Source organism: uncultured Sphingomonas sp. (assembly GCF_902806265.1).
Taxonomy (GTDB): domain Bacteria; phylum Pseudomonadota; class Alphaproteobacteria; order Sphingomonadales; family Sphingomonadaceae; genus Sphingomicrobium.
This window is the reverse complement of record NZ_CADCVZ010000019.1, coordinates 1-22,257: the sequence shown is the minus strand read 5'-3', so window position 1 is coordinate 22,257 and position 22,257 is coordinate 1. Positions and strand designations below refer to the sequence as shown.

The window sequence follows — 22,257 nt, the reverse complement described above, 5'->3', positions numbered from 1 at the left end:
CCGCCATGCTCGCCGGCCGGCAGTCCACCTGGCTGGTCACCGGTGTCGCGGGCTTCATCGGCTCCAATCTAGCCGAAGCGTTGTTGAAGGGCGGCCAGCGCGTGGTCGGGCTCGACAACTTCGCGACCGGTCATCGCCGCAACCTCAACGAGCTTCAGGCCGCCGCGCCCGAGCAGTTCGAGAGGAGCTTTCGCTTCATCGAAGGCGACATTCGCGACCGCAAGGCTTGTGCTGCCGCCCTCGCGGGCGTGGACGTGGTGCTGCACCAGGCTGCGCTCGGCTCCGTGCCGCGCTCCCTGGCCGATCCGCTAACCTCCCACGACGTCAACGTCACGGGGTTCGTCAACATGCTCGACGCTGCGCGCCGGGCGGAGGTCAGTCGCTTCGTCTATGCCGCCTCCAGTTCGACCTACGGCGACAGCCCGGACCTTCCCAAGCGCGAGGACCGGATCGGAGCGCCGCTGTCGCCCTACGCGGCCACCAAGCTGGCCGACGAGATCTACGCATCGGTTTACGCGCGGAGCTACGGCATCAAGGTGACGGGCCTGCGCTACTTCAACGTGTTCGGGCCGCGGCAAGACCCGGACGGCGCTTATGCGGCGGTGATCCCCAAGTGGGCCGCGGCAATGATCGGCGATCAGCCGGTGCTGGTGAACGGGGACGGGGAGACCAGCCGCGACTTCTGCTACGTCGCCAACGCGGTGCAGGCCAACATTCGCGCGGCTCTGGCCGGGGATGACGCGCAGGGCGAGGTGTACAACGTCGCGGTCGGCGAACGCACCAGCCTGCTGCAACTGTTCGGGCTGATCCGCGACGCGCTGCGCCAGCACCAAGTCCATTACGCCCGCGAGCCGCAGATGGGCGAGTTCCGGCCGGGCGACGTGCGGCATTCACTGGCCGACATCAGCAAAGCCCGCACGCTGCTGGGCTATCAGCCGAGCCATACCGTGGCCGAGGGGATGGCGGTTGCCGTGCCCTGGTACCTCGACTTCTTCGCGCGTCCGACCGACGAATCTTTCGCCAGCTGAGAAGAAACGTGAGCGACATCGCAACTATGAGTACACCCATGCGCGCTGCGGTGCTGGCGGGGCCTGGCGAGATGCGGCTGAAGCAGGTGGACCGGCCGGAGCCCGGGCCTGGGCAGGTGCGGGTCAAGCTCGAAGGTTGCGGGGTGTGCGCCTCCAACTTGACGCCTTGGTCTGGCCCGGAGTGGATGAGCTTCCCCGGGGAGCCAGGCGGCATGGGGCATGAGGGCTGGGGCACGATCGACGCCTTGGGCGAGGGTGTCACGGCCATGCAGCTCGGGGACCGCGTGGCGGCATTGAGCTACAAGAGCTACGCCGACTTCGACGTCGCCGAGGCGGACGCGGTGGTGAAGCTGCCGCCGGCGCTTCACGGCCAGCCCTTTCCGGGCGAGCCGCTCGGATGCGCCTTCAACATCTTTCGGCGCAGCGACATCGAGGCCGGCCAGACCGTGGCCATCGTCGGCATCGGCTTTCTGGGCGCGATCCTCACCCGCCTGGCCACCGACGCGGGCGCGCGGGTAATCGCGATCTCGCGCCGGCCGTTCTCGCTCGACGTGGCCCGCCAGTTCGGCGCGGCCGAGGTGATCCCGATGGAAGACCACGGCGGGATCATCGAGCGGGTCAAGGAGCTTACGGACGGTAAGTTCTGCGAGCGGGTGATCGAGGCGGTCGGCAAGCAGTGGCCGCTCGACTTGGCGGCAGAGCTTACTGCGGAACGCGGCAAGCTGATCGTCGCGGGCTACCATCAGGATGGGCCGCGGCAGGTCAACATGTGGTTGTGGAATTGGCGGGGGTTGGACGTGATCAACGCCCATGAGCGCGATCCAGCGCGCTACATCGAAGGCATTCGGGAGGCGGTCGACGCGGTCGCCAGCGGCCGGCTCGACCCGTCGCCGCTCTACACGCACCGCTACCCGCTCGAGCGGCTGGGCGACGCGCTTAACGACACTCGCGACCGGCCGGACGGCTTTCTCAAGGCGCTGGTGGTACCGTGACGGACAAGCCGCGGCTGGGGTTCCTCGGCGTGGGCTGGATCGGCCGCCACCGGATGGAGGCCATGCTCGCCACCGGCGTGATTGAAGTGGCGGCGGTCGCCGATCCCTCGGCGGAGATGCGCTCGGCAGCCATCGAACTGGCGCCTGGCGCGGCCGCGATGGACAGCCTGGACGAGCTGCTGACCCAGGACCTCGACGGGCTGGTGATCGCCAGCCCCAGCGCGCTGCATGCCGAGCAGTCGATCCGTGCGCTGAGGGCGGGGGTGGCCGTGTTCTGCCAGAAGCCGCTCGGGCGAACGGCGGCGGAAGTCGGCGGGGTAGTGGGGGCGGCCGAGCAGGGTGACCGCCTGCTCGGCGTGGATCTCAGCTATCGTTTCACGGGCGGCATTCAGGCCATCCGCGACCTGGTTCGCGGCGGCGAGCTCGGCCGAGTCTTCGCGGCGGACCTCACCTTCCACAACGCCTATGGCCCCGACAAGCCATGGTTCTACGACCCGGCGCTGTCGGGCGGCGGCTGCGTCATGGACCTTGGCGTCCACTTGGTCGACCTGGCCTTATGGGCGCTGGAGTGGCCGGAGGTGGTCGAGGTGCAGTCGCACCTGCTGAGCGGGGGCGAGCCGCTGCGGAACGCGGCCCAGCAGTGCGAGGACTTCGCGGTAGCGACGGTCACGCTGGCCGGCGGTACGGTCCTGCGCCTCGCCTGCTCGTGGCGCTTGCCCGCGGGGCAGGAAGCGGTGATCTCCGCGGAGTTCTTCGGAACGGGCGGCGCTGCCGCGCTGCGGAATGTGGACGGCAGCTTCTACGCCTTCGACGCGGTCCGCATGGATGGCACGTCGAGCCGGCCGCTCGCCGGGCGCGAGGACGATTGGGGTGGCCGCGCCGCAGCCGACTGGGCGCGGCGGCTTGCGTCAGGCGCCGGGTTCGACCCCGACAGCCGGCATCTCGTCGAGGTCGCCGGCGTGCTCGACCGCATCTACGGACGCTAGCCGCCGCTCAAGCTGCTTCGCCGCGAGGAGGTGGCGGTGCTGTTCCTCCGGCCAATGGTGGAGCGTGGACGCGCTCATCCGATGCGCCCCGATGCGAAATGCCGTGTAGGCGGTGAGGTAGAAGTCCAGCAGCGCGGAATCGGCGCCGGTTGCTGACGCAAGCCGACCTGCCTCGTCCGGCTCCAGGCCGAGTTCGACAATGGCGCCGGCCACGTCCCACGCGACGTCCTGACAGCCGATGAGATCGTGAGTGGCATGGTGGTCGAGCGCGTCGGCCTTGAGCAGCTGGCCGGAAGGTAGCCGCAGCCACTCGTACCGCGCCATGCGGTTGTCGGTGCAGACGGGTGTCGGATGCAGCCGGTCGAGGTCGGGTGACCAATTGGCGAGAGCGGGTAAGTTTCGGCGGATCATTGTCAGGAGCTGCGCAGGACTTGCGCCGGCACCCGGAGCTGGCAGGTTCGCGCGGAACGTCAGATAGGCGGTAAGCTCCGCGTGGCTTGGGCGGGCGACCACTGCATCGGAGTGCCAGCGGGTCACCAGCCAGCCTCGGACCAGACCGGCCGGCTCCGATCCGAACCCCGCCAAGTGCAGTTCGCGTGCGAGTTGGAGCTTCCGCTCGCCGATCCAGCCAAGCCCCGCGAACTTGACCAGCCACTCGCCGCTTGCCGTTGCTACCAGGAACTTGCGCCGTTCCCACATCGGGTCGATCGACGGCCAGTCCTGTTCGGGGATCGCAGCGGCAGCTCGCCAGGCGCCGCCGGACAGGTCTGTCAGTGGCTGGCTGGGACGGCCGATCAGCGGCGCAAGCCAGCCTTCCTCCGGGCGCTCGAGCGACACCACTGGCCGCTGCGCCGATGCCCAGCGTTGGCGCTGGCGGGCGCTCGCCTGAGGACCGAGGGCACCCGCATGGCTAGGGAGAAAGGCGACGCGCTCCGGCGCTATTCCATGCTCCTCGAGCCAATCGGCAACCGCGCCGAAGCTGCTGCCCGACATGCCCGGTCCTTCGTCGACGATGACGTAGTGGCAATCGCCGGATAGGATCTGGCGCTCAAGGTCCGGAGCGACATTGAGGCGCCGGTCGAAGGGGTTGCCGATTGGTCGTAGCGTAAGCGGCGGCGGAGCGCCTAGCGCGGCCGCCGCCATGCAGGCGAGCCCGGTGCCGATGCTGCGCAGCCCGATCACCCGCGGAGGACCGGTCAGCTCTGATCGGCGTGCGGCGAGGCCATAGGCCTCCGGCCGCAGCGCGTAGAAGGCGTAGCCTTCGGGCAAGCGAATCTGGACCTGCCCGGGCAGCGGAACGGGGATGCGGAGCGGCTGCCCCGGTCCGCCGCCGCATCCCTGGTCCCAAGACCGGAGCAGGGTGGAGGCCAGACCGGTGAGCTGTTCTAGCAGCATGGCCTCGGCCGGCCGCGGCCGGTCGCAGCCGCAAGCATGGAAATCCGCGTCCGCAAGGCCCTGCGCTACGCCCGCCAGATCGATGAAGCAGCCGGTCAGCGCGTCATGATTGAGCCAGCCGCCCCTCAGGCGGTCGGCGATCTCAACAAGCTGGGCGCGCGGGTCGACAGCTTCGCTATGGTCGCCGTAGACCAGCACCGACCGTCATTCCGCGGCGGCGAGCGCGGGCTCTCCGGCATCCGGCGGTCGCCGGCGCAGTTCCTCGGCGAAGTAGGTGGTGGTGGCCTCCAGCCCCTGCTGCAGGTCGACCCTGGGCTCCCAACCCAGCAGCCGCTGGGCAAGTCCGATGTCCGGGCGGCGCCGACGAGGATCGTCCTGCGGCAGCGGCTGATAGGTGACCGGGCTGCTCGTGCCGGTCAGCGCGACGACCCGCTCCACCAGATCGCGCACGGTGAGTTCGGCGGCGTTGCCCACGTTGACCGGCCCAGGCTGATCGCATTCGAGAGCCATCAGGCGCAGGATGCCATCAATCAGATCGTCGACATAGCAGAAGCTGCGAGTCTGGCTCCCGTCGCCGTAGATGGTGATCGGCTGACCCGAGAGCGCTTGGCAGATGACGTTGGAGACGACCCGGCCATCGTCAGGGTCCATGCGCGGGCCGTAGGTGTTGAAGATGCGGACCACGCGCGCGTCCACGCGGCCGAGCCGCACGAAGTCGAAGGTCAGCGTCTCGGCCGCACGCTTTCCTTCGTCATAGCAGGCGCGCGGGCCGGTGCAGCTGACTGACCCGCGATAATCCTCGCGCTGCGGGTGCACCTCGGGATCGCCGTACACCTCACTGGTGGAGGTCAGCAGGAAACGCGCGCCATGCGCCTCGGCCAGCCGCAGCAGGTTCCGGGTGCCGAGCACGTTGGTGAGCAAGGTGTGCTCGGGGTCGGCCTGGTAGCGCGGCGGGGAGGCGGCGCAGGCCAGATTGTAGATCTGGTCGAACCGGTCGCCGGTCACCTTGCGCGGCAGCTCATCGGTGATGTCGGCCTTGATGAAGCGCAGCTCGCGAGCGCCGTCCAGATGGGCAAGGTTCTCGCGGCGGCCCGTCTGCAGATTGTCGAGGACGGTGACCTCGGCACCCGCGGCGAGCAGGCGATCCGTAAGGTGCGAGCCGATGAAGCCTGCGCCTCCGGCAATCAGAACCCGCTTCGGACCGGGCTTGTTACCGATCATGCAAACAACCTTCCCTTGCTCGGCGCGACTTGCCTACTGCGGGCCGCTTCCGTCAACCAGCGTTCCAACTCTTCCGCCCGGTGCCGGGCGGTATGTTCTTGTAGCACGCGTGTCCGCGCGGCTCGGCCGATCGCCTGTGTCTGCTCGGGCGCAAGCTCCTCCAGCGCGGCGACGACGTCCTGCGTGGTCCGTGCCAGCATGATCTCGCGCCCAGGCTCCAGCAGCTGGTCGAGTCCGGCCCAGACGTCGGAGATGATGGGCGTCGCGCAGGCTGCCGCTTCGAACAAGCGGACCGACGGGGACCAGCCCGCCCCGATCATTTCGTCGCGCGTGACGTTCAGGGCGAAGCGGCTCGCCGCGTAGAATGCCGGATGATCGGCGGGCGGGACATGGTCAATCCGCTCGACGTTGCTCGGCCACTCGATCTCGGCGGGGTACTGCGGCCCGGCCACGCAGAAGCGGCGGTCGGGCAGGGCGCGGGCAACCGCGTTGAGCAGCCGCTCGACGGTAGGCTGCCGGTCGTCGCTGTAGGTGCCGAGATAGGACAGGTGCCAGCGCTGGGGCACCTCAAGCGGCTGGTACCTGTCGGTGTCGACCGAGCAGTAGAGTGCCCGTGCGGCAGGGGAGCGGTAACGCTGCTCGATGTGGCGCAGCGTCGGCCCGCCGGTGAAGCTCAGATACACGTCGTAGCCGGGGATGATCTCCGGCGAGAGATATTCGAAATCGCCGCGCTCCAGCTTGGCCAGGGTCACCGGCGTATCGATGTCGTAGAAGGCGGTGGTGCCTCCCGCGGCCTCCTGAACGAAGCGGCCCACCGCCACGCCGTCCGGAACGTAGGAGCCGACCATCACGGCGTCTGCGCTCGCGATCTCCCCGCGCCAGCGCTCCAGTTCGGCCAAGTCGCCGTAGAACTCCAGCCGGCAGTAGCTCGGGTCTGCCAAGTCGCACTGCCCGCGGTACCAGGGCACGTCGCGCTCCAGGAACAGAATGTCGTGGCCCCGCCCGGCGAACGCCTCCAGCAACGCGCGGAAGGTGGTCGCGTGGCCGTTGCCCCAGGAGGAGGACAGCGACAGGCCGAGGACGACCAGCTTCATGCCGCGACCTGTTCGCGCTTGGCGGCCACTTCCTCGCGCAGCACCTGGTCGGCCTGCACGGCGCGCTGGGCGTAGGTATGCTCGCGCAGCACCCGGGCGAGGGCGGCCTTACCGATGGCGCGGGCGCGCTCCGGCGTCAGCGTGCGGAGCTGCTCCGCCACGTCCTGGCCGTCGCGGGCGACCAGCACCTCCACCTCGGGCTTGAGGAACAATTCTATTCCCTTCCAGGCGTCGGTAATCAGGCAGGCGGCGGCGCCGGCAGCTTCGAACACCCGGGTGGCGGGCGAGAAGCCGATGTTGGCCATGCTGTCGCGGGCGACGTTGAGCACCGCGGTCGGCGTGCAATTGAACGCATTGTGGTCGCGGGTGCCGACATGGCCGAGCGCTCGAACGTTGGCGGGCATGGCCTTGGTCTCCCACCCATTGCCGCCGAGCAGAAACTGCTTGTCGGGCGAGGCGGCCGCGGCGCGGAGGAAGAACTCCTCCACCCGTGCCTCGCGATCGGGCAGGCGGTTGGCCAGGAAGGATAGGTCGGCCCCAAAGCGCGCATCGGCCACCACCGGGTGGTGCGTCGCGGGATCGAGCGCGTTGTAGATGGGCACGCAGCGGCGCGCGCCCAGCCTGGTGTAGCTGTTCACCACCGGCGGCCCGCCGCCGTAGGTCAGCACCAGGTCGAACTCGGGCAGCCGGCGGCGGAGCGGATGATTGGGAAGCGCGCCGATCTCCTCCAGCGTCGCCGCGGCATCCACGTCCCAGTAAAGCTTCAGTGCTCGGGGGGCAGCCTGGTTCAGCACGCCTTCGAGCAGCTCGTCGTCGAACACGCCGACACCACTCGCCTTGACCACGATGTCGGCTCCGCCCGCCTCGGCAAGGACGTTGCGGGCGGCATCGATCGTCGCCGGATACACCACGACGCGGGCATAGGACGGCGGGTCGATGTCGCGGTGCTGCTGCCGGTCGAACGCGTCCGGCTCGTAGAAGGTGATGTCGTAGCCGCGGGCCGCCAGCTGGCTGAGGATGCCGCGGTAATAGGTCGCGGCACCGTTCCAGTAGGAGGACAGCAGGCTGGAACCGTAGAAGGCGATCTTCATGCGGCGACCTTTTCAGGGCTGAGCTGCGCCACGATCCCCAGCAGCTCGTCGACGCGATGCGCACAGCTATGGCGGGCGCGAATGGTGGCGAGGCCCCGCTCGGCAAGGCTGCGGCGCAGTTCGGGATCGTTGGCGAGCGCTCGCAAGTGCCGGGTCATTGCCTCGCCATCTGCGGCAACCAGATAGTCCTCGCCCGGCGTGAACAGGCCTTCGCAATCGTCCCAGGGAGCCGACACCAGCGGGATCCCGCAGGCTAGTGCCTCGAAGACGCGGATGGTCGGGATGCCGGGCAGCAGGGTCGTGTAGAAGCGACGAGGAACATGAACGGTGGCAAGGTGGCGGCCAAACACCTCGGGCGCACGAGCATTGGGCAGCCAGCCGCGATAATCGACCCCGTAGCGCTCCAGCGTGGCCAGGGCGTCCACCGGGTAGCGCACGCCGTAGATGTCGAGGGGCAGGTCGGCCGCCTGCGCCGGACGGAGCAGATATCCTTCGAGCTCAACCGAGCGCTCGCCGTCGCCCCAGTTGCCGATCCAGACCAAGCCCGAGCGCTCGCCCTCGATGGCGGGCGGGTGGAACAGGCGGGTGTCGGCCGCCTCGTGCCAAGTCCAGACGCGGCCGCTCCATCCCCAGCGGCAATAGACCTCGCTCAGCGTTTCGCCGAAGGCGAGCACGCCGTCGTAGCCGCTGAGGTCGAAGGCGCGGATCGCTTGCGGGTCGCTGACGGCGCGGTGATGGGTGTCGTGGAACAGCAGGGTGAAGGACGCGCCGGCGGTGCGGAGCCGCCCGATATCGGCGACCAGCGCGGGCTCGTTCCATTCATGCACGATGACCAGGTCGGCACCTTCGACCAGGGCCTCAGGCCTATCCCCGACGCGGTAGATGGTGGCGTGGAGGTCGGGATAGGCCTGCTGCCATGCGTCGAGCCCTGCCTCGCCGGAGTCCGCCAGCAGGTTCTGGAGGCTCCAGGCGCCCTCGGGCTCAAGCGTGGTCACCTCATGTCCGCGCGCCTGCAGCTCGCGCAGCACGCCGCGGAGGAAGTGGGCGTTGCCGTGGTTCCAGCAGCTTCGCAGCGAGTGAGAGAAGTAGACGATCTTCACGCCGCTGCCCTTTGCGGCCGTTCGGACAAGCTACGATAGTGCGTGAGCATGGTGCGGGCGTTGGCCTCCGAGGTGAACTGTGCCGAACGCTCGCGCGCCGCAGCGCCGAGGCGCTCGCGCTCGCCCGGCTGCGCCGCAAGCTGGTCGACCGTGGCCGCGATCGCCTGTTCGTCCCGCGGATTCACGAACAGGGTGGCGCCGCTCCATAGCTCCCGAAAGGTGGGAAGATCGGACAGGACCAGGGCACAGCCGGCCTGCGCGGCTTCGAGCACCGACAGGCCGAACGGTTCGTAGAGGGCGGCGGAAACGAAGATTGGCTGCGCTGCGAACTCCTCCGCCAGCCGCTCCTCGGGCAGTGAGCCGAGCGCCTCCGCATACAGCAAGCGCGTTGACGCTCCGTTCGGACCGGCGAGGGGGCCTGCCGCGCGGAACGGGGTCGCGGCAAGCGCCGCAGCGCGGTCGAACGCCGCCGCGTTCTTCCCCTCGTCCCATAGGCGGCCGGCCGTGAAAGCGCGCTCCGAGCGGGCGAGCGACGGCATGGGCAGGGGCGACCGGCCGTTGTGGACTGCGGCCGGCGGCTGCTCGAGAGCGTACACCCGCTGCACGACCTCGGCAAAGGCGCGGGTCGGCGCGACGACCAGGTCCGAACGCTCCATCCCCTCGCGGGCGAGCTCCGTGCGCCATGCGAAGTCGGCAGGCAGCTCGGTTCCGCGCACGGCCGCCCACCAGGTAGCGACGCAGCTGTGCACCACGCTGATCACCGGCGCCGGGAAGGCGGCAACGGCAATAGCGGGAGCGTGGAGCTGCACCACGTCGGCTTCAGCCCGCTCCGCCAAGCTCGCGAGGGCAGCAGAGGTGGCCCGGAGCTCGAGCTCGCTTTCCGCCGTCCAATCGAGCGGCAGTTCCGCGTGGACCAACCGCAACCCCGGGATCGCAGCGGCGCGCTCAACCTGTTCGGCGCTGGCCGGCGGACCGAGCACCGCCAGCGTGACGGCGACGTCGTTCTCGGCCGCAAGCGCGGCGGCGAGCTCGACCGAATAGGTCCACACCCCGCCAACAGCGTCCGTCGTGAGGAAGAGGTGCAAGCGAGGGGTCACGCGCGGACCTTGAGGGGCATCGGGGCGTCGCGCAGGTCGCGCTCTTCGGCAAGCCACCCGGCGAGATCGGCCACGCCCTCCTGCCATCCGCGCGCTTCGGCAAGGCCCAGCGTGGAGCGGATCAGCCGCGTGTCGGCCACGAAGTAACGCTGGTCGCCGGCGCGCCAGTCGGCGAAGCGAACGTCAGGCCGGCGGCCCGTGACCTCGCCGATGTGGGCGACGATCTGGCGCAGGGAGACGGTGTTTCGCGGACCGCCGCCGAGGTTGAACACACGGCCACTGATCCGGTCGATCTGCTTCAATGCAGCCATGTAGGCGTCAACGGCATCGCGCACGTCCATGATGTCGCGGACCTGGTAGCCGTCGCCGTAGAGGGTGATCGGTTCGCCTTCGAGCGCTCGAATCAGGAAGTGGGCGACCCAGCCCTGGTCCTCCGTGCCCATCTGCCGCTCGCCGTATATGCAGCTCATGCGGATGACCGCGGTCGGCAGGTCGAAGCTGCGGGCGTAGTCGAGCACGTACTGGTCGGCCCCGCCCTTGGAGCAGCCGTAGGGGGTGTGGAAGTCGAGCGGCTGCGCTTCCGAAATGCCGTGCTCCCGGACGGCTGCGTCGACTGGCCGGTAAGCTCCGCCATCGAGTTCGAAATCGAGGTCGGCAAGGTCGCCGTAGACCTTGTTGGTGGACGCGAAGATAAGCGGCACCCGCCGCCCGGATAAGCGCAGCGCGTCGAGCAGGTGCAGCGTGCCCCGCACATTGATGTCGAAGTCCTCCCGCGGGTCGACCATGGAGGTGGTGACCGCGACCTGCGCGGCCATGTGGAACACCGCTTCGCTTTGTCGCGCCGCCGCCGCAAGGCTGTCCTCGTCGCGCACGTCGCCGCGAACAAAGCTGATGCGCTCGCCGTGGCGCGATTGAAGCCATTGGAGGTTGCGCTCGACCCCCGGGCGCGACAGCGCGTCGTAGACCAGCACGTCGCGGCCCTCGCCCGCCAGCCGGTTGGCGACGTTGGAGCCGATGAAGCCGGCGCCTCCGGTCACCAGCACCGGCTTGCGGCCGATAACGGCCGGACCGCTCACGCGACCAACCCGCGCTGTTCGAGCTCGGCCTTGGCCTGGTCGACGCGGTCCACCGCTTCCTGCTCCGCGACCCAGCCGGCGAGCTCCGCCAAGCCTTCCTCAAAGTCCTTGGTGGCGCGGAAGCCAAGGCGGTCCGCGGCCAGCGAGGTGTCACAGAAGCAGTGGCGGATGTCGCCGACGCGGGTCTTGCCGACGATCTCCGGTGCGAGGTCGTTGCGGTTCATCGCCCGGGCGAGGCTCTGCGCCACTTGCGTGACGGAGCGGTCCTGGCCCGAGCCGATGTTGAACACGCCGCCCGCCGCCTGCGGCAGCTCCAGCGCGTCGGCGAAGGCACGGGCGACGTCGCCGACGTAGACGAAGTCGCGGCGCTGTCCGCCGTCCTCGAAGATCACCGGTTTCTGCCCGTTGAGCAGCCGCGAGGAGAAGATCGCCAGCACGCCGGTATAAGGATTGGAGAGCGCCTGGCCCGGGCCGTAGACGTTGAACAGGCGCAGGCACACGCCTTCCATGCCGTAGGCGCCCGCCATGATCATGGTGGTGCGCTCCTGCACATATTTGCCGAGCGCGTAGATGGAGGCGAGGCTGGGCTGCTTCCACTCGGGCGTGGCGACCGGGGTCAGCGGACGGCCCTGTCTGTCGAGCGGGTCCCAGCTCTGGTTGTCAGACGTACGAGCGCCGCGCTCCGCGTCCTGAACGAAGTCGCCGTCCTGGTCCCGGTACAGCCCCTCGCCGTAGATGCTCATGGAGGAGGCGGTGACGATCCGGCGCACGGGATTGTCGATCAGCTTCTCGGTCAGGACCGCGGTGCCGACATCGTTGACGCTGGTGTAGCGCTCCACCGCGTACATCGACTGGCCGACGCCGACCTCTGCCGCCAGGTGAATGACGCTGTCCACGCCCTTGAGTGCCTTGGTGACCGCATCGCCGTTGCGGACGTCGGCGCGGATCAGTTCAACATCGGCGGCCAATCCCTCGGGCCGCTCCACATCGCCGTGCACCTGCTCGATCAGGCTGTCGAGCACGCGCACCTTGTGACCGCGACGGAGCAATTCGTCACAGACGAACCGTCCGATAAAGCCCGCTCCCCCCGTGATCAGAACGGTTTCGCTCAATTGTTTGCCCCCTGTTGCCGCGGCCGATTTCTGCCGATAATCGTTGCCGCCGCATAATGATCCTTCTTCATCTATGTTCCCGTTTGCCGCCGCGCGCAAGGGAACAAAGCTTGCGCCCGCGGGAACAAAGCTTACAAGCCCCTGTTGGGACGGCGAACAGGGAGGCACCACTGGCGGCAACCATCTTGCTTGTGCGGCATGCCGCGCACGCCGACTTCGGGCACCGGCTGACCGGACGCGGGTCCGACGGCGGCTTGACGCAGGAGGGATCGCGTCAGGCCGACGCGCTCGCGACGGAGCTCTCGGATGAAGCGGTGGCAGCGGTGTACGCCAGCCCGCGGCTACGCACGCGGCAAACGGCCGAAGCGATTGCAGCCGTCCACAGCCGGCCGGTGATCGTTGCTGAACCGCTCGACGAAATCGACTTCGGTGCATGGACCGGCCGGAGCTTCGAGGAATTGGACGGCCGGCCCGAGTGGGACCACTGGAACAGCCGGCGCTCGCTAGCCCGTTGCCCGGACGGGGAAAGCATGGCCGAGGCCCGGGATCGCGCGGCCGCCTTCGTCGATGAGGTCGGACAACGCCACCCTCAACAGACGGTGGTGCTGGTCACCCATTGCGACATCATCCGCGCGCTGCTGTGCCGCGAGCACGGACGCTCACTCGACGACATACTGAGTTTCGAGGCTGAGCCGGCGTCCGTTGCGAGACTGGCCGTCGGTGCTCGCCGGAAGGCGGCCGCTTGATGCTAGCGGCGAGCCAAGCTTCGGATCGGGGGGCGGTCGAGCAGCGGGTGAAAGAACTCGCCCCTTGGTTTCACGACTTGGATCTCAAGGGCGTGCGGACGGCGCCCGATCACTTCCTGTTCGACTATCCCGCGGGCAAGTTCCGCCGCTTTGCCAGCGTCGTGCCGGAGGATCTCTCCGGCAAGAGCGTGCTCGATATCGGCTGCAACGCCGGCTTCTACAGCTTCGACATGAAGCGGCGGGGCGCAAGCCGAGTGCTCGGGATCGACCATGACGAGCGCTATCTCGAACAAGCGCGGTTCGCAGCCGAGGTGCTGGGCTTCGACGATGTCGAGTTCCGCCAGGGCGAAGTGTGGGACGTCGGCGCGCTCGGCGAGCGGTTCGACCTCGTCATCTTCATGGGGGTGCTCTACCACCTCCGGCACCCGCTGCTCGCGCTGGACCTCATCCGCGAGCATGTCGCGGGCGACTTGCTGCTGTTCCAGTCGTTGACCGCGGGTTCCACGGAGCATGCGCAGCCCGAGCCCGATTACGAGTTCTTCGAGGGCGTGAAGGCAATCGAAGGCGAGGGCTGGCCGTTGATGCACTTCGTCGAGCACCGCCTGGCCGGCGATCCCACCAATTGGTGGGTGCCCAACAGCGCCGCCTGCGCGGCCATGCTGCGCTCGGCCGGGTTCAACCTTGTTGCGCAACCGATCAGCGATGTGTTTCTGGCCCAGGTCAGCCCCGAGCCGGTCAGCCATGGCGGCGCCGTCTATCCCGCGAAAGGACCAGCCGCTTGATCGAAGCCGCGATGATCTGGAACGAGCCCAACAACAAGTCGCATTGGGACCCGGAGATCGATCCCGACTGGTCGAAGTTCGGCGAGATGGCCAAGCTCGCGGCGCGTGCGATCGCCGGCGTGAACCCGGACGTGAAGCGCGTGCTCGGCGGCATGTCGCCGATCGACCCCTCGTTCGTCCAGCGGCTGGGTGGCTACGGCGTGCTGGACGAGATCGACGTGGTCGCGCTGCACGGCTTTCCGCTCGACTGGAACCTGTGGAACATCAACGAATGGCCGGCCAAGGTCGACGAGATCGCGGCGGTGGTGCCGGACCATGAGCTGTGGGTCAGCGAGGTGGGCGTCGGCTCGTTTGGGGCGGAAGAAGTGCAGGAGTTCGGGGTCAAGCGAACCGCCGAGCTGCTGATCGGGAAGGTCCCGCAGGTCTTCTGGTATTCACTGTTCGACCTGCCGCAGGAATGGGGCGCCACCACCCGCCACCGCGAGGCGGAGGGGTCGAGCTACTACCGCCACTTCTACATGGGCCTGATCAAGGCCGACGGGATGCCCAAGCTGGGCCTAAAGGCGTTCGAGCCTTATGCGGCGGGCATGGGCCTCATGCAGTGGTTCCATTATCACGACCCCCGGCTCGACGATGCGGTCGCCTGGATGAAGCGGCTCGGCGTCACCAAGCTGCGTACCGGCCTCAGCTGGGCCGACAGCTTCCGCCCCGACGCGATCGGCTGGTTCGACCGGCAGATGGAAGCGCTTGCCGACTTCGACACCACAGTCACCTTCTGCTTCACCCCCGAGCATCTGGGCATCGCGCCGCACCACACCAGCCCACCCAAGGACCCGCAGCAGTTCGCTGACTTCTGCGCGCAGATGATCGAGCGCTATGCGCCGGCTAGCGCCACCGCGGCCCGCGTGGCCGCTGAATAAGGACGAGGACCCATGGACCCGACCATCAACATTGCCGTCGTCGGGGTCGGCAATTGTGCGTCCAGCCTGGTGCAGGGCATCGCCCATTACCAGAACGGCGGGGCCAACGAGCAGATCGGCCTGATGCACTGGGACCTCGGCGGCTACCGACCCAAGGATCTCAAGGTCGTCGCGGCCTGGGACGTGGATGCGCGCAAGGTCGGGCAGGACGTTAACGCGGCGATCTTCGCCAAGCCGAACAACACGGCCGTGTTCTGCAACCATGTGCCGCCGACCGGCGCAAGCGTGTTGATGGGGCGCAGGCTCGACGGTGTGGCCGCGCACATGGCCGATTACCCAGCCGAGCGGACGTTCGTCGTTGCCGATGAGCCGGAGCCCGACCAAGCCGAGGTGGTGCGGGTGCTCCGGGAGACGGGCGCGCACGTGCTGATGAACTACCTGCCGGTCGGCAGCCAGCAAGCGACCGAGTTCTACGCCGAGTGCGCGCTCGAAGCGGGCGTCGCCTTCGTCAACTGCATTCCCGTGTTCATCGCCAGCGACCCCGTCTGGGCCCGGCGGTTCGCCGAGCGCGGCGTGCCGGTGGTCGGCGACGACATCAAGGCGCAGCTGGGTGCGACCATCGTGCACCGGGTTCTAACCGACCTGTTCGCCAAGCGCGGCGTGCGGCTGGACCGGACCTACCAGCTCAACACGGGTGGCAACACCGACTTCCTCAACATGCTCGAGCGCTCGCGCCTCAAGCAGAAGAAGGAGTCGAAGACCGAGGCCGTGCAGTCGGTCGCCGAACGCCGGCTGGACGACGAGAACATCCACGTCGGCCCTTCCGACTATGTCGCCTGGCAGAACGACAACAAGCTGTGCTTCCTGCGCATGGAAGGCCGCATGTTCGGCGGCGTGCCGATGAACCTGGAGCTGCGGCTGTCGGTCGAGGACTCGCCCAACAGCGCGGGCGTTGCAATCGACATGATCCGCTGCGCCAAGGTCGCGCTCGACCGCGGGCTCGGCGGTCCAGTGATCGCGCCCGCCGCCTATTTCTGCAAGCATCCGCCCGAGCAGATGACCGACGACGAAGCTCTCCATGCCACCGAAACGTTCATCCGCGGTGAGCAGCCAACCTCCGCCTAGCCGCACGCCGACCGTGGCGCCCTCCTCGGGGCTCGCCACGGCGCTCGAACGGAACATTGAGGCGCTGGCCGAGCGGCGGCGGCAGGAAGCGGCCGACGCGTCGCTGCAGGACCGGCTTGCGGACGCCATCAGCCAGTTCGCCGGCTCCATCACCTTTGTCGGGATCCATGCCGTTCTGGTGATCGCCTGGGTCTTGGTGAACGTGCGGCTGACTCCGTTCGAACCATTCGACCCGACCTTCGTCATCCTGGCGACCGTCGCGTCGGTTGAAGCAATCTTTCTGTCCACCTTCATCCTGATCAGCCAGAACCGCGCTGCGGCGGCGGCGGACCGGCGAGCTGATCTCGACCTGCAGATCAGCCTCCTGTCCGAGCATGAGGTCACCCGGCTAATCGAATTGGTCGCGCGGATCGCCGACAAGCTCGGCATTGAGGAAGCCCGCAACCCGGAACTCGAGGAACTTAAGCGCAACGTCGCCCCCGAAGCGGTGCTGGAACGGATCGAAGAGAGCGAAGGCGGAAAGTAGAAGGCCGTTGCGGCGCAGGCGGTTGGCGCTAAGGTGATTACGTGCCCGGGCTCCAACTCCGCAACATCCGCAAGGCTTTCAAGGGAACGGAAGTTCTCGCCGGCGTGGACCTGGACGTCGCCCCGCGTGAGTTCATCGCCTTTCTCGGGCCGTCGGGATCGGGCAAGTCAACCCTGCTGCGGATCGTCGCGGGGCTCGAAACGTCCGACGAGGGCGAGGTCATCCTGGATGACCGCAGGATCGACACGCTTCCGCCAGGCGACCGCGGGGTCGCAATGGTGTTCCAGCACTACGCGCTCTACCCGCACATGACGGTTCGCGAGAACATGGCGTTCGGCCTCAAGAACGCGCGCGTGCCCCGTGCCGAAATCGACGGGCTGGTCACCGACGCCGCCAGAACGCTGGAGATTGAGGAGCTGCTCGACCGCAAGCCGGCGCAGATGTCGGGCGGGCAACGCCAGCGCGTGGCGATCGGGCGGGCGATCGTGAAGAAGCCGCGGCTGTTCCTCCTGGATGAGCCGTTGTCCAATCTCGACGCGGCCCTGCGGCTGCGCACCCGAGTCGAACTCGCCCAGCTGCGGCAGCGGGTTGATGCGGGCGTGATCATGGTCACCCACGACCAGGCCGAAGCGATGACGCTGGCCGACCGGATCGTGGTCTTCAACGACCGCCGGATCCAGCAGGTCGCGCCGCCAATGGAGATCTACAGCCGGCCCGCCAACAGCTTCGTCGCGCGCTTCGTCGGCTCGCCGGCTATGACCATCATCCCGGCCCGGCTGGCGGATGGGGGCGCGTTCGCGTCCGTGCTCCTGGGTAACGGCACGCGGCTGGACACGCAGGTGCCGACCGATGGTCTGCCCGGAAGCGGCGCGGTCGAGATCGGGATGCGGCCGGAAGGCGTCCGCGTTTGCGGCCAGGGGCAGGGCACCACCGACGCCGAAGTCCAGCTCGTCGAACGGCTTGGCGAGCGCTCGCTGGTCTATGCCCGGCTCGACGACGGCGCCGCCATCACCGCGGAGGATGCGGGCACCACGTCAGCGAAGGTCGGCGACCGGGTCGGTCTCAGCATTGACGGCGCGGCTGCGCACCTGTTCGGCCCGGATGGCACCGGCTACCACCGGGCGGCCGCATGACGAGCGCGGAGCGACGCTGGCAGGGACTGCTGTTCGTCGCCCCGTTTCTGCTCCTCTACCTGCTGATCCTCATCTACCCCCTGCTGCGGGGCTTGTGGCTGAGCCTGTACCAGGTCGATCTGTTCGGGGGCGGCACCTTTGTCGGACTGGCGAACTACGCCCGCCTGGCGGCCGATCCGGTGTTCGGCCAATCGCTGATCAACACCTTCCTCGTGACCCTGATGATCGTCCCGCTGTTGACGGTGGTCGCCCTGGCCCTGGCTCTGGCGCTCAACCGGGCGACCCGCAGCGCGGCCATTCTGCGCGGGGTGTTCTTCTCCTCGGCCGTGCTGTCGGTCACCATCGTCACCCTGATCTGGCGCTTCATCCTGGCGCCGGATGCAGGGCTGCTGGGCGAGCTGTGGACCGCGCTCGGCCGCGAGCCGCTGCCGTTCCTGAGCGCACCCAATCTGGTGCTGCCGGCGCTGGCGATGACCACCATCTGGTGGTCGGTAGGGTTCCCCATGCTGCTGTTCCTCGCCGGCCTGCAGCAGATCCCGCAGGACATGTACGAGGCCGCTGCGCTCGACCGGGCAAGCAAGTGGACGACCTTCTGGCGGGTGACCCTGCCGAGCCTCCGTCGCACCACCATCCTGGTCGTTATGCTGCAGACCGCCGCCCAGCTGCAGATCTTCGGCCAATCCCAGCTGCTGACCGCGGGCGGTCCGAGCGGGGCATCGCGCACCGCCGTGCTGTTCCTGTTTGAAACCGCCTTCGGCCGGTGGGAACTCGGCTATGCCTCGGCGGCGGCGGAAATCCTGTTCCTGATCATCCTGGCGGTGACCCTGACCCAATACATGCTGACGGGCCGCGTCCGGGCGGGTGAAGATGGCCGCTAGCCGCTCCGACGATCGCCTCCCTCCGCTCGTCTGGGCGGCGCTCCTGACGGCCGCGGCGCTGATGGTCGCGCCGCTGGTGTGGACACTGCTGCTCAGCCTCAAGAGCAATGCCGAGCTGGTCGGCAATAGCGGCGCCGCGCTCGGTGGCCCGTATACGCTTGAGAACTACGGCGCGATCTTCGGCAACAGTTCGACCATGCGCTGGCTGCTCAACAGCGCGATCGTTTCGCTCGGCACGACGGCGGGCGTGCTCGTCCTGGCCAGTCTCGCCGGCTATGGTTTCGCCCGGCTCGACTTTCCGTTCCGTCGCAGCCTGTTCGTGCTGGTCCTGCTCGGGCTCGCCATCCCCAGCCAGGCGGTGATCCTGCCGCAGCACCAGCTATTCGCGACGCTGGGGCTGCACAACAGCTATCCCGGCCTGATCCTGCCCGGGCTGATCGGGCCGTTCGGCGTGTTCTTCATGACGCAGTACATGCGTGCGATCCCCAAGGAGCTGGACGAGGCGGCGATGCTGGACGGCGCGTCGCGCTTCACCATCTTCTGGCGGGTGATCCTGCCGCTCACCATCCCGGCGCAATCGACTCTGGCGGTGTTCACCTTCCTGGGCTCGTGGAACGATTATTGGTGGCCGCTGATCTCCGCCACCCGCAGCGACATGTACACGCTGACCGTCGGGCTCGCCGCGAGCCAGATGAACTATGCGCAGACCAGCGGCCTCGGGTTCCTGATGGCGCAGGCGGTGTTCGCCTCCATCCCCATCTTCATCGTGTACATCATCTTCCAGAAGCAGATCGTCCGGGCGATGGCGGGAGCGGCGCTGAAATGATGCGGCTGCTCCTGGCTGTCCTCGCGGCGCTGGCGCTCGGCAGCTGCGCGCAAGCGGACGATAAGACCCACATCTACCTGCAGCGCTTCTTCGGCGAGTGCGGCGCGGAGTATGGCGGCAAGACCGACGTCTCGAAGGCCGAAGGCGAGTGCGGGATCGTCACGGCGCTAGTCAATAAGTTCAACGCGGAGAACCCGGACGTCCAGGTCGACGTCAACGTGATCGCCTGGCCCGGCTATCCGCAGCTGACCGCGCAGATGGCGGCGCGCGATCCGCCCGACCTGGTCGCCATGCACACCGGGGTGATGGCCGACTATGCTGCCAAGGGGCTGCTCGAGCCGGTCGGGTCCTACCTGAGCCAGGCCGGGATCAGCCCGGGCGCGTTTACGCCGGCCGGACGCGACGGAGTGTCGATCAAGGGTCAGGCGTACGGCCTTCCCTGGGATACGCACGGCGGCCTTTACCATGTGAACACCTTGCTGTTCCGGCAGGCCGGGCTGATCCGCGGCGGCGAGCCGATCCTGCCGACGTCGCCGGAGGAATTCCTCGCCCACGCCCGCCAGTTTCGCGAGCGCACCGGCAAGCCTTACCTGATCCAGAGCCTGGTCGGCGATCCGGCCGGCGCGGCGCGGACGCTCTACACCTACATGATGGCGCAGGGCGCGCCGATCTTCCCGGCGCCGAACCGGCTGCGGGTCAACACGCCCGAAGGCCGCAAGGTGGCGGACTTCTTCCGCCAGCTGACGGCGGAGGGCCTCGGCACCAGCAACATGGACACGCCCGCCGCCATTGCCGCCTTCATGAGCGGGGAGGGCGGCATCTACCCGACGGGCACCTGGATGATCGGCCAGTTCCAGCAGGAAAGCGTCACGCCGGGCCGGCCGCTGCACAACGCTTACGCCGTTTACCCCTACCCGCGACTGTGGGGTGAGCACGTCGAATATGTCGGCGGCCATGCCTGGGCGGTGCCGACGCGCGAACGCACGGCCAAGCAGCGCGAAGCGATCGCCCGCTTTTTCCGCTTCATGGCCGCACATAACTACGACTGGGCCCGCACCGGTCACCTGCCGGCCCTCGCGGCCGTGCTGGCAAGCGAGCGTTTCCGCGCCCTGCCGCAGCGAGCCAACATCGCCCCGCTTGGAAGCATCGGCCGCGCGCTGCCCGGTACCGTGCAGCGCCAGTCAGCGGTGGAAGGCATCGTCGGCGAGGAGATGTCCGCGGCGATCACCGGTCAGAAATCCTCGGCGCGGGCGCTGGCTGACGCCGACCGCCGGGTCAACGAGTTCCTGGCCGAGCTGCAATAGCTCGTTTGAGTAACTCCCGGGCAACAGCCCCCGAGTAAAAGGTTGCAGTTTCTCTACTTACCCTTGTGCGCTGCCCTGCCGCGGGCATAGCTGCCCCATCGGGCGTGCGGGCGTCCCCGCTGCTCTTACGAATAGGGGTTCCTCATGCGGCTGAAATCCATCGTTCTCTGCTCGGCATCGGCGGGGGCATTGATCCTTGGCGCCGTTCCGGCCGCAGCGCAGACGACTCCTCCTCCTCCTGTCGAGGACACGGGACCCGCGGCTCCGACCGACCCCGCCGTGGAGGCGCAAAGCACCCCCGCACCCGACCAGGGCTCACCGCAGACCGACGATGCCGTGCAGACTGCTACTGGACAGGACCAGACTGCCGACGAGGGCGAGGCCATTGTGGTCACCGGCCTTCGCCGCTCGCTTCAGTCCGCGCAGAACATCAAACGCAACAGTGACCAGATCGTCGACGTGATCGTCGCCGAAGACATCGGCAAGCTGCCGGATCGAACCGTATCCGAGGCCCTCGCGCGCGTGCCGGGGATCACCGTGGAGCGTGCCGCGGGTGAAGCGGGCGACATATTCCTACGCGGCCTGCGGGACCCTGCCACGACCTACAACGGACGCGAGATTTTTACTGCCGAAGCACGCAACGTCGCCCCGCAGGACTTCCCTGCGGGCAGCGTGGCCGCGTTGGAGGTGTTCAAGTCGCAAACGGCTGAGCAAATCGAGGGTAACCTTGCTGGCCTGATCAACGTGCGCTCGCGCCGGCCGTTCGACTTCAAGGACCGCGAAATCTCCGGAAGCCTCAACGCTACTTACGCCGACTTGGCCAACGACGTGGCCTGGAACGGTAACCTTTTGGTGTCGGACCGCTTCGACACGGGGATTGGGGAAATCGGCTTGCTGGTGAACGCCAGCTACACGGAGTTGAATTATAACGACAACAGCCGGTTCAACAGCGGCGACTTTTTCGGGATCAATCCGGACCCGCTCGACCCGACCGTGTTCCGCGACAACCTGGGTAACAACATCGCCGGGCAGACGGTGCGGGTGCCGGTGGTCGTCGGGTTGTTCCAGAACGCCGGCAAGCGCTGGCGCCCGGCAGGCAACTTCGCCGTGCAATGGCGGGCGGCCGACAACCTTCAGGTCTATGTGGACGGCCTGTACCAAGGGTTCCGGCGGGAGGTGTCGGATCGCTCCCTGTTCGTTCCGCTGTTCGGCGCGGCGGCCTACACGAACGTCACAATTGACGATGAGGGGGACAGCTTCGGATACCCGGGCTCGCTCACGGCGACCTCGTGCTGCGTACCGGACGGGTTCCAGTCCGCTACCCGTGAGGAAACCAACACCTACCAGGTGGCGGGCGGCGCCATCTGGGAGAACGACCGCTTCCGGATCGGTCTGGACCTTGCCCGTACCAAGAGCAAATTCGACCTGTCGATCTACTCCTTCGACTACCGCCTTACGGCTGCACCGAGGGTTGACGTCGATTTCGATACCAGCGGCGATGGTGGTGCCGAGTTTGACTTCACGGGCGTGGATACCACCGATCGCAGCAATTACCTTTACCGCGGTTTCTTCGATCGCCAGCTGATTGCCAAGGGCGACGATTACCAAGCGCGCCTTGATGCCACGCTCAAGGACGTCACGCCATGGCTGCGGGCAGTCGATGTCGGGCTGCGATTCAACGACCGCGATGCCGGCTTCAGCAATGCCCAGCGCTATTCCACGCTGAACGGCAACACGCCTTTGATCATGGTGCCGTTCTCGCTCGACTTGGACCCGTACGAACTGACCTTCCGGGATGGCAATCAGAACGGCGTCGATACTCTGG

General features: G+C 67.8%; 21 protein-coding genes. 13 read left to right on the top strand and 8 right to left on the bottom strand.

Going from position 1 to position 22,257, the window contains the following annotated elements:
- Nucleotides 1-5: 5 nt before the first annotated feature.
- From QZX62_RS04805 to QZX62_RS04795, 3 genes are read left to right on the top strand one after another with little or no spacing between them, the layout of a single operon-like run.
- Entirely contained in the window at nt 6-1,028 is a 1,023-nt protein-coding gene (locus QZX62_RS04805) for an SDR family oxidoreductase (RefSeq protein ID WP_294172570.1), read from the top strand.
- A gap of 38 nt (nt 1,029-1,066) precedes the next feature.
- On the top strand, nt 1,067-2,020 hold the full coding sequence (locus QZX62_RS04800; protein ID WP_294172569.1) for a zinc-binding dehydrogenase: 954 nt from the start codon (nt 1,067-1,069) through the stop codon (nt 2,018-2,020).
- Entirely contained in the window at nt 2,017-3,006 is a 990-nt protein-coding gene (locus QZX62_RS04795; protein WP_294172568.1) for a Gfo/Idh/MocA family oxidoreductase, read from the top strand. Before QZX62_RS04800 ends, QZX62_RS04795 begins: the two co-directional genes overlap by 4 nt.
- Here the strand turns inward: QZX62_RS04795 and QZX62_RS04790 are convergent.
- From QZX62_RS04790 to QZX62_RS04755, 8 genes are read right to left on the bottom strand one after another with little or no spacing between them, the layout of a single operon-like run.
- Nucleotides 2,929-4,599: a hypothetical protein gene (locus tag QZX62_RS04790; RefSeq protein ID WP_294172567.1), complete on the bottom strand. Its 1,671-nt coding sequence runs from the start codon at nt 4,597-4,599 to the stop codon at nt 2,929-2,931. The genes QZX62_RS04795 and QZX62_RS04790 overlap by 78 nt on opposite strands.
- Before the next feature lie 6 nt (nt 4,600-4,605).
- A complete protein-coding gene (locus QZX62_RS04785; protein WP_294172565.1) occupies nt 4,606-5,622 on the bottom strand; it encodes a UDP-glucuronic acid decarboxylase family protein in 1,017 nt (338 codons plus the stop codon).
- On the bottom strand, nt 5,619-6,716 hold the full coding sequence (locus tag QZX62_RS04780) for a glycosyltransferase (RefSeq protein WP_294172564.1): 1,098 nt from the start codon (nt 6,714-6,716) through the stop codon (nt 5,619-5,621). Before QZX62_RS04780 ends, QZX62_RS04785 begins: the two co-directional genes overlap by 4 nt.
- Complete coding sequence (locus tag QZX62_RS04775; protein ID WP_294172563.1) at nt 6,713-7,807, bottom strand: glycosyltransferase; 1,095 nt, start codon at nt 7,805-7,807, stop codon at nt 6,713-6,715. Before QZX62_RS04775 ends, QZX62_RS04780 begins: the two co-directional genes overlap by 4 nt.
- Nucleotides 7,804-8,907, bottom strand: a complete 1,104-nt coding sequence (locus tag QZX62_RS04770; protein ID WP_294172562.1) for a glycosyltransferase — start codon at nt 8,905-8,907, stop codon at nt 7,804-7,806. The genes QZX62_RS04775 and QZX62_RS04770 overlap by 4 nt, the downstream gene beginning before the upstream one ends.
- The gene (locus QZX62_RS04765) at nt 8,904-10,004 is read right to left on the bottom strand and encodes a glycosyltransferase family 4 protein (protein ID WP_294172560.1); all 1,101 of its coding nucleotides are present in this window, start codon (nt 10,002-10,004) and stop codon (nt 8,904-8,906) included. Before QZX62_RS04765 ends, QZX62_RS04770 begins: the two co-directional genes overlap by 4 nt.
- A complete protein-coding gene (locus tag QZX62_RS04760) occupies nt 10,001-11,080 on the bottom strand; it encodes an SDR family NAD(P)-dependent oxidoreductase (RefSeq protein WP_294172559.1) in 1,080 nt (359 codons plus the stop codon). The genes QZX62_RS04765 and QZX62_RS04760 overlap by 4 nt, the downstream gene beginning before the upstream one ends.
- On the bottom strand, nt 11,077-12,192 hold the full coding sequence (locus QZX62_RS04755) for an SDR family NAD(P)-dependent oxidoreductase (protein WP_294172557.1): 1,116 nt from the start codon (nt 12,190-12,192) through the stop codon (nt 11,077-11,079). The genes QZX62_RS04760 and QZX62_RS04755 overlap by 4 nt, the downstream gene beginning before the upstream one ends.
- Nucleotides 12,193-12,383: 191 nt before the next feature.
- Here QZX62_RS04755 and QZX62_RS04750 point away from each other — a divergent pair, with 191 nt between their 5' ends.
- The 10 genes from QZX62_RS04750 to QZX62_RS04705 form a co-directional block, all read left to right on the top strand.
- Entirely contained in the window at nt 12,384-12,938 is a 555-nt protein-coding gene (locus QZX62_RS04750) for a histidine phosphatase family protein (protein WP_294172602.1), read from the top strand.
- A complete protein-coding gene (locus tag QZX62_RS04745) occupies nt 12,938-13,720 on the top strand; it encodes a TIGR04290 family methyltransferase (protein WP_294172601.1) in 783 nt (260 codons plus the stop codon). Before QZX62_RS04750 ends, QZX62_RS04745 begins: the two co-directional genes overlap by 1 nt.
- On the top strand, nt 13,717-14,640 hold the full coding sequence (locus QZX62_RS04740) for a beta-xylosidase (protein ID WP_294172554.1): 924 nt from the start codon (nt 13,717-13,719) through the stop codon (nt 14,638-14,640). The genes QZX62_RS04745 and QZX62_RS04740 overlap by 4 nt, the downstream gene beginning before the upstream one ends.
- Before the next feature lie 12 nt (nt 14,641-14,652).
- Nucleotides 14,653-15,765 carry an inositol-3-phosphate synthase gene (locus tag QZX62_RS04735; protein WP_294172552.1) on the top strand — a complete coding sequence of 371 codons (1,113 nt, stop codon included), beginning with the start codon at nt 14,653-14,655 and terminating at the stop codon, nt 15,763-15,765.
- A gap of 13 nt (nt 15,766-15,778) precedes the next feature.
- Nucleotides 15,779-16,291 carry a DUF1003 domain-containing protein gene (locus tag QZX62_RS04730; RefSeq protein WP_294172551.1) on the top strand — a complete coding sequence of 171 codons (513 nt, stop codon included), beginning with the start codon at nt 15,779-15,781 and terminating at the stop codon, nt 16,289-16,291.
- Between the two features lie 41 nt (nt 16,292-16,332).
- Nucleotides 16,333-17,424: an ATP-binding cassette domain-containing protein gene (locus tag QZX62_RS04725; protein WP_294172550.1), complete on the top strand. Its 1,092-nt coding sequence runs from the start codon at nt 16,333-16,335 to the stop codon at nt 17,422-17,424.
- Nucleotides 17,421-18,302, top strand: a complete 882-nt coding sequence (locus QZX62_RS04720; RefSeq protein ID WP_294172549.1) for a carbohydrate ABC transporter permease — start codon at nt 17,421-17,423, stop codon at nt 18,300-18,302. The genes QZX62_RS04725 and QZX62_RS04720 overlap by 4 nt, the downstream gene beginning before the upstream one ends.
- Nucleotides 18,292-19,128: a carbohydrate ABC transporter permease gene (locus QZX62_RS04715; RefSeq protein WP_294172548.1), complete on the top strand. Its 837-nt coding sequence runs from the start codon at nt 18,292-18,294 to the stop codon at nt 19,126-19,128. Before QZX62_RS04720 ends, QZX62_RS04715 begins: the two co-directional genes overlap by 11 nt.
- Nucleotides 19,125-20,432: an extracellular solute-binding protein gene (locus tag QZX62_RS04710; RefSeq protein WP_294172546.1), complete on the top strand. Its 1,308-nt coding sequence runs from the start codon at nt 19,125-19,127 to the stop codon at nt 20,430-20,432. The genes QZX62_RS04715 and QZX62_RS04710 overlap by 4 nt, the downstream gene beginning before the upstream one ends.
- 144 nt (nt 20,433-20,576) lie before the next feature.
- The coding region (locus QZX62_RS04705; RefSeq protein ID WP_294172545.1) for a TonB-dependent receptor plug domain-containing protein at nt 20,577-22,257 on the top strand (1,681 nt) is incomplete at its 3' end.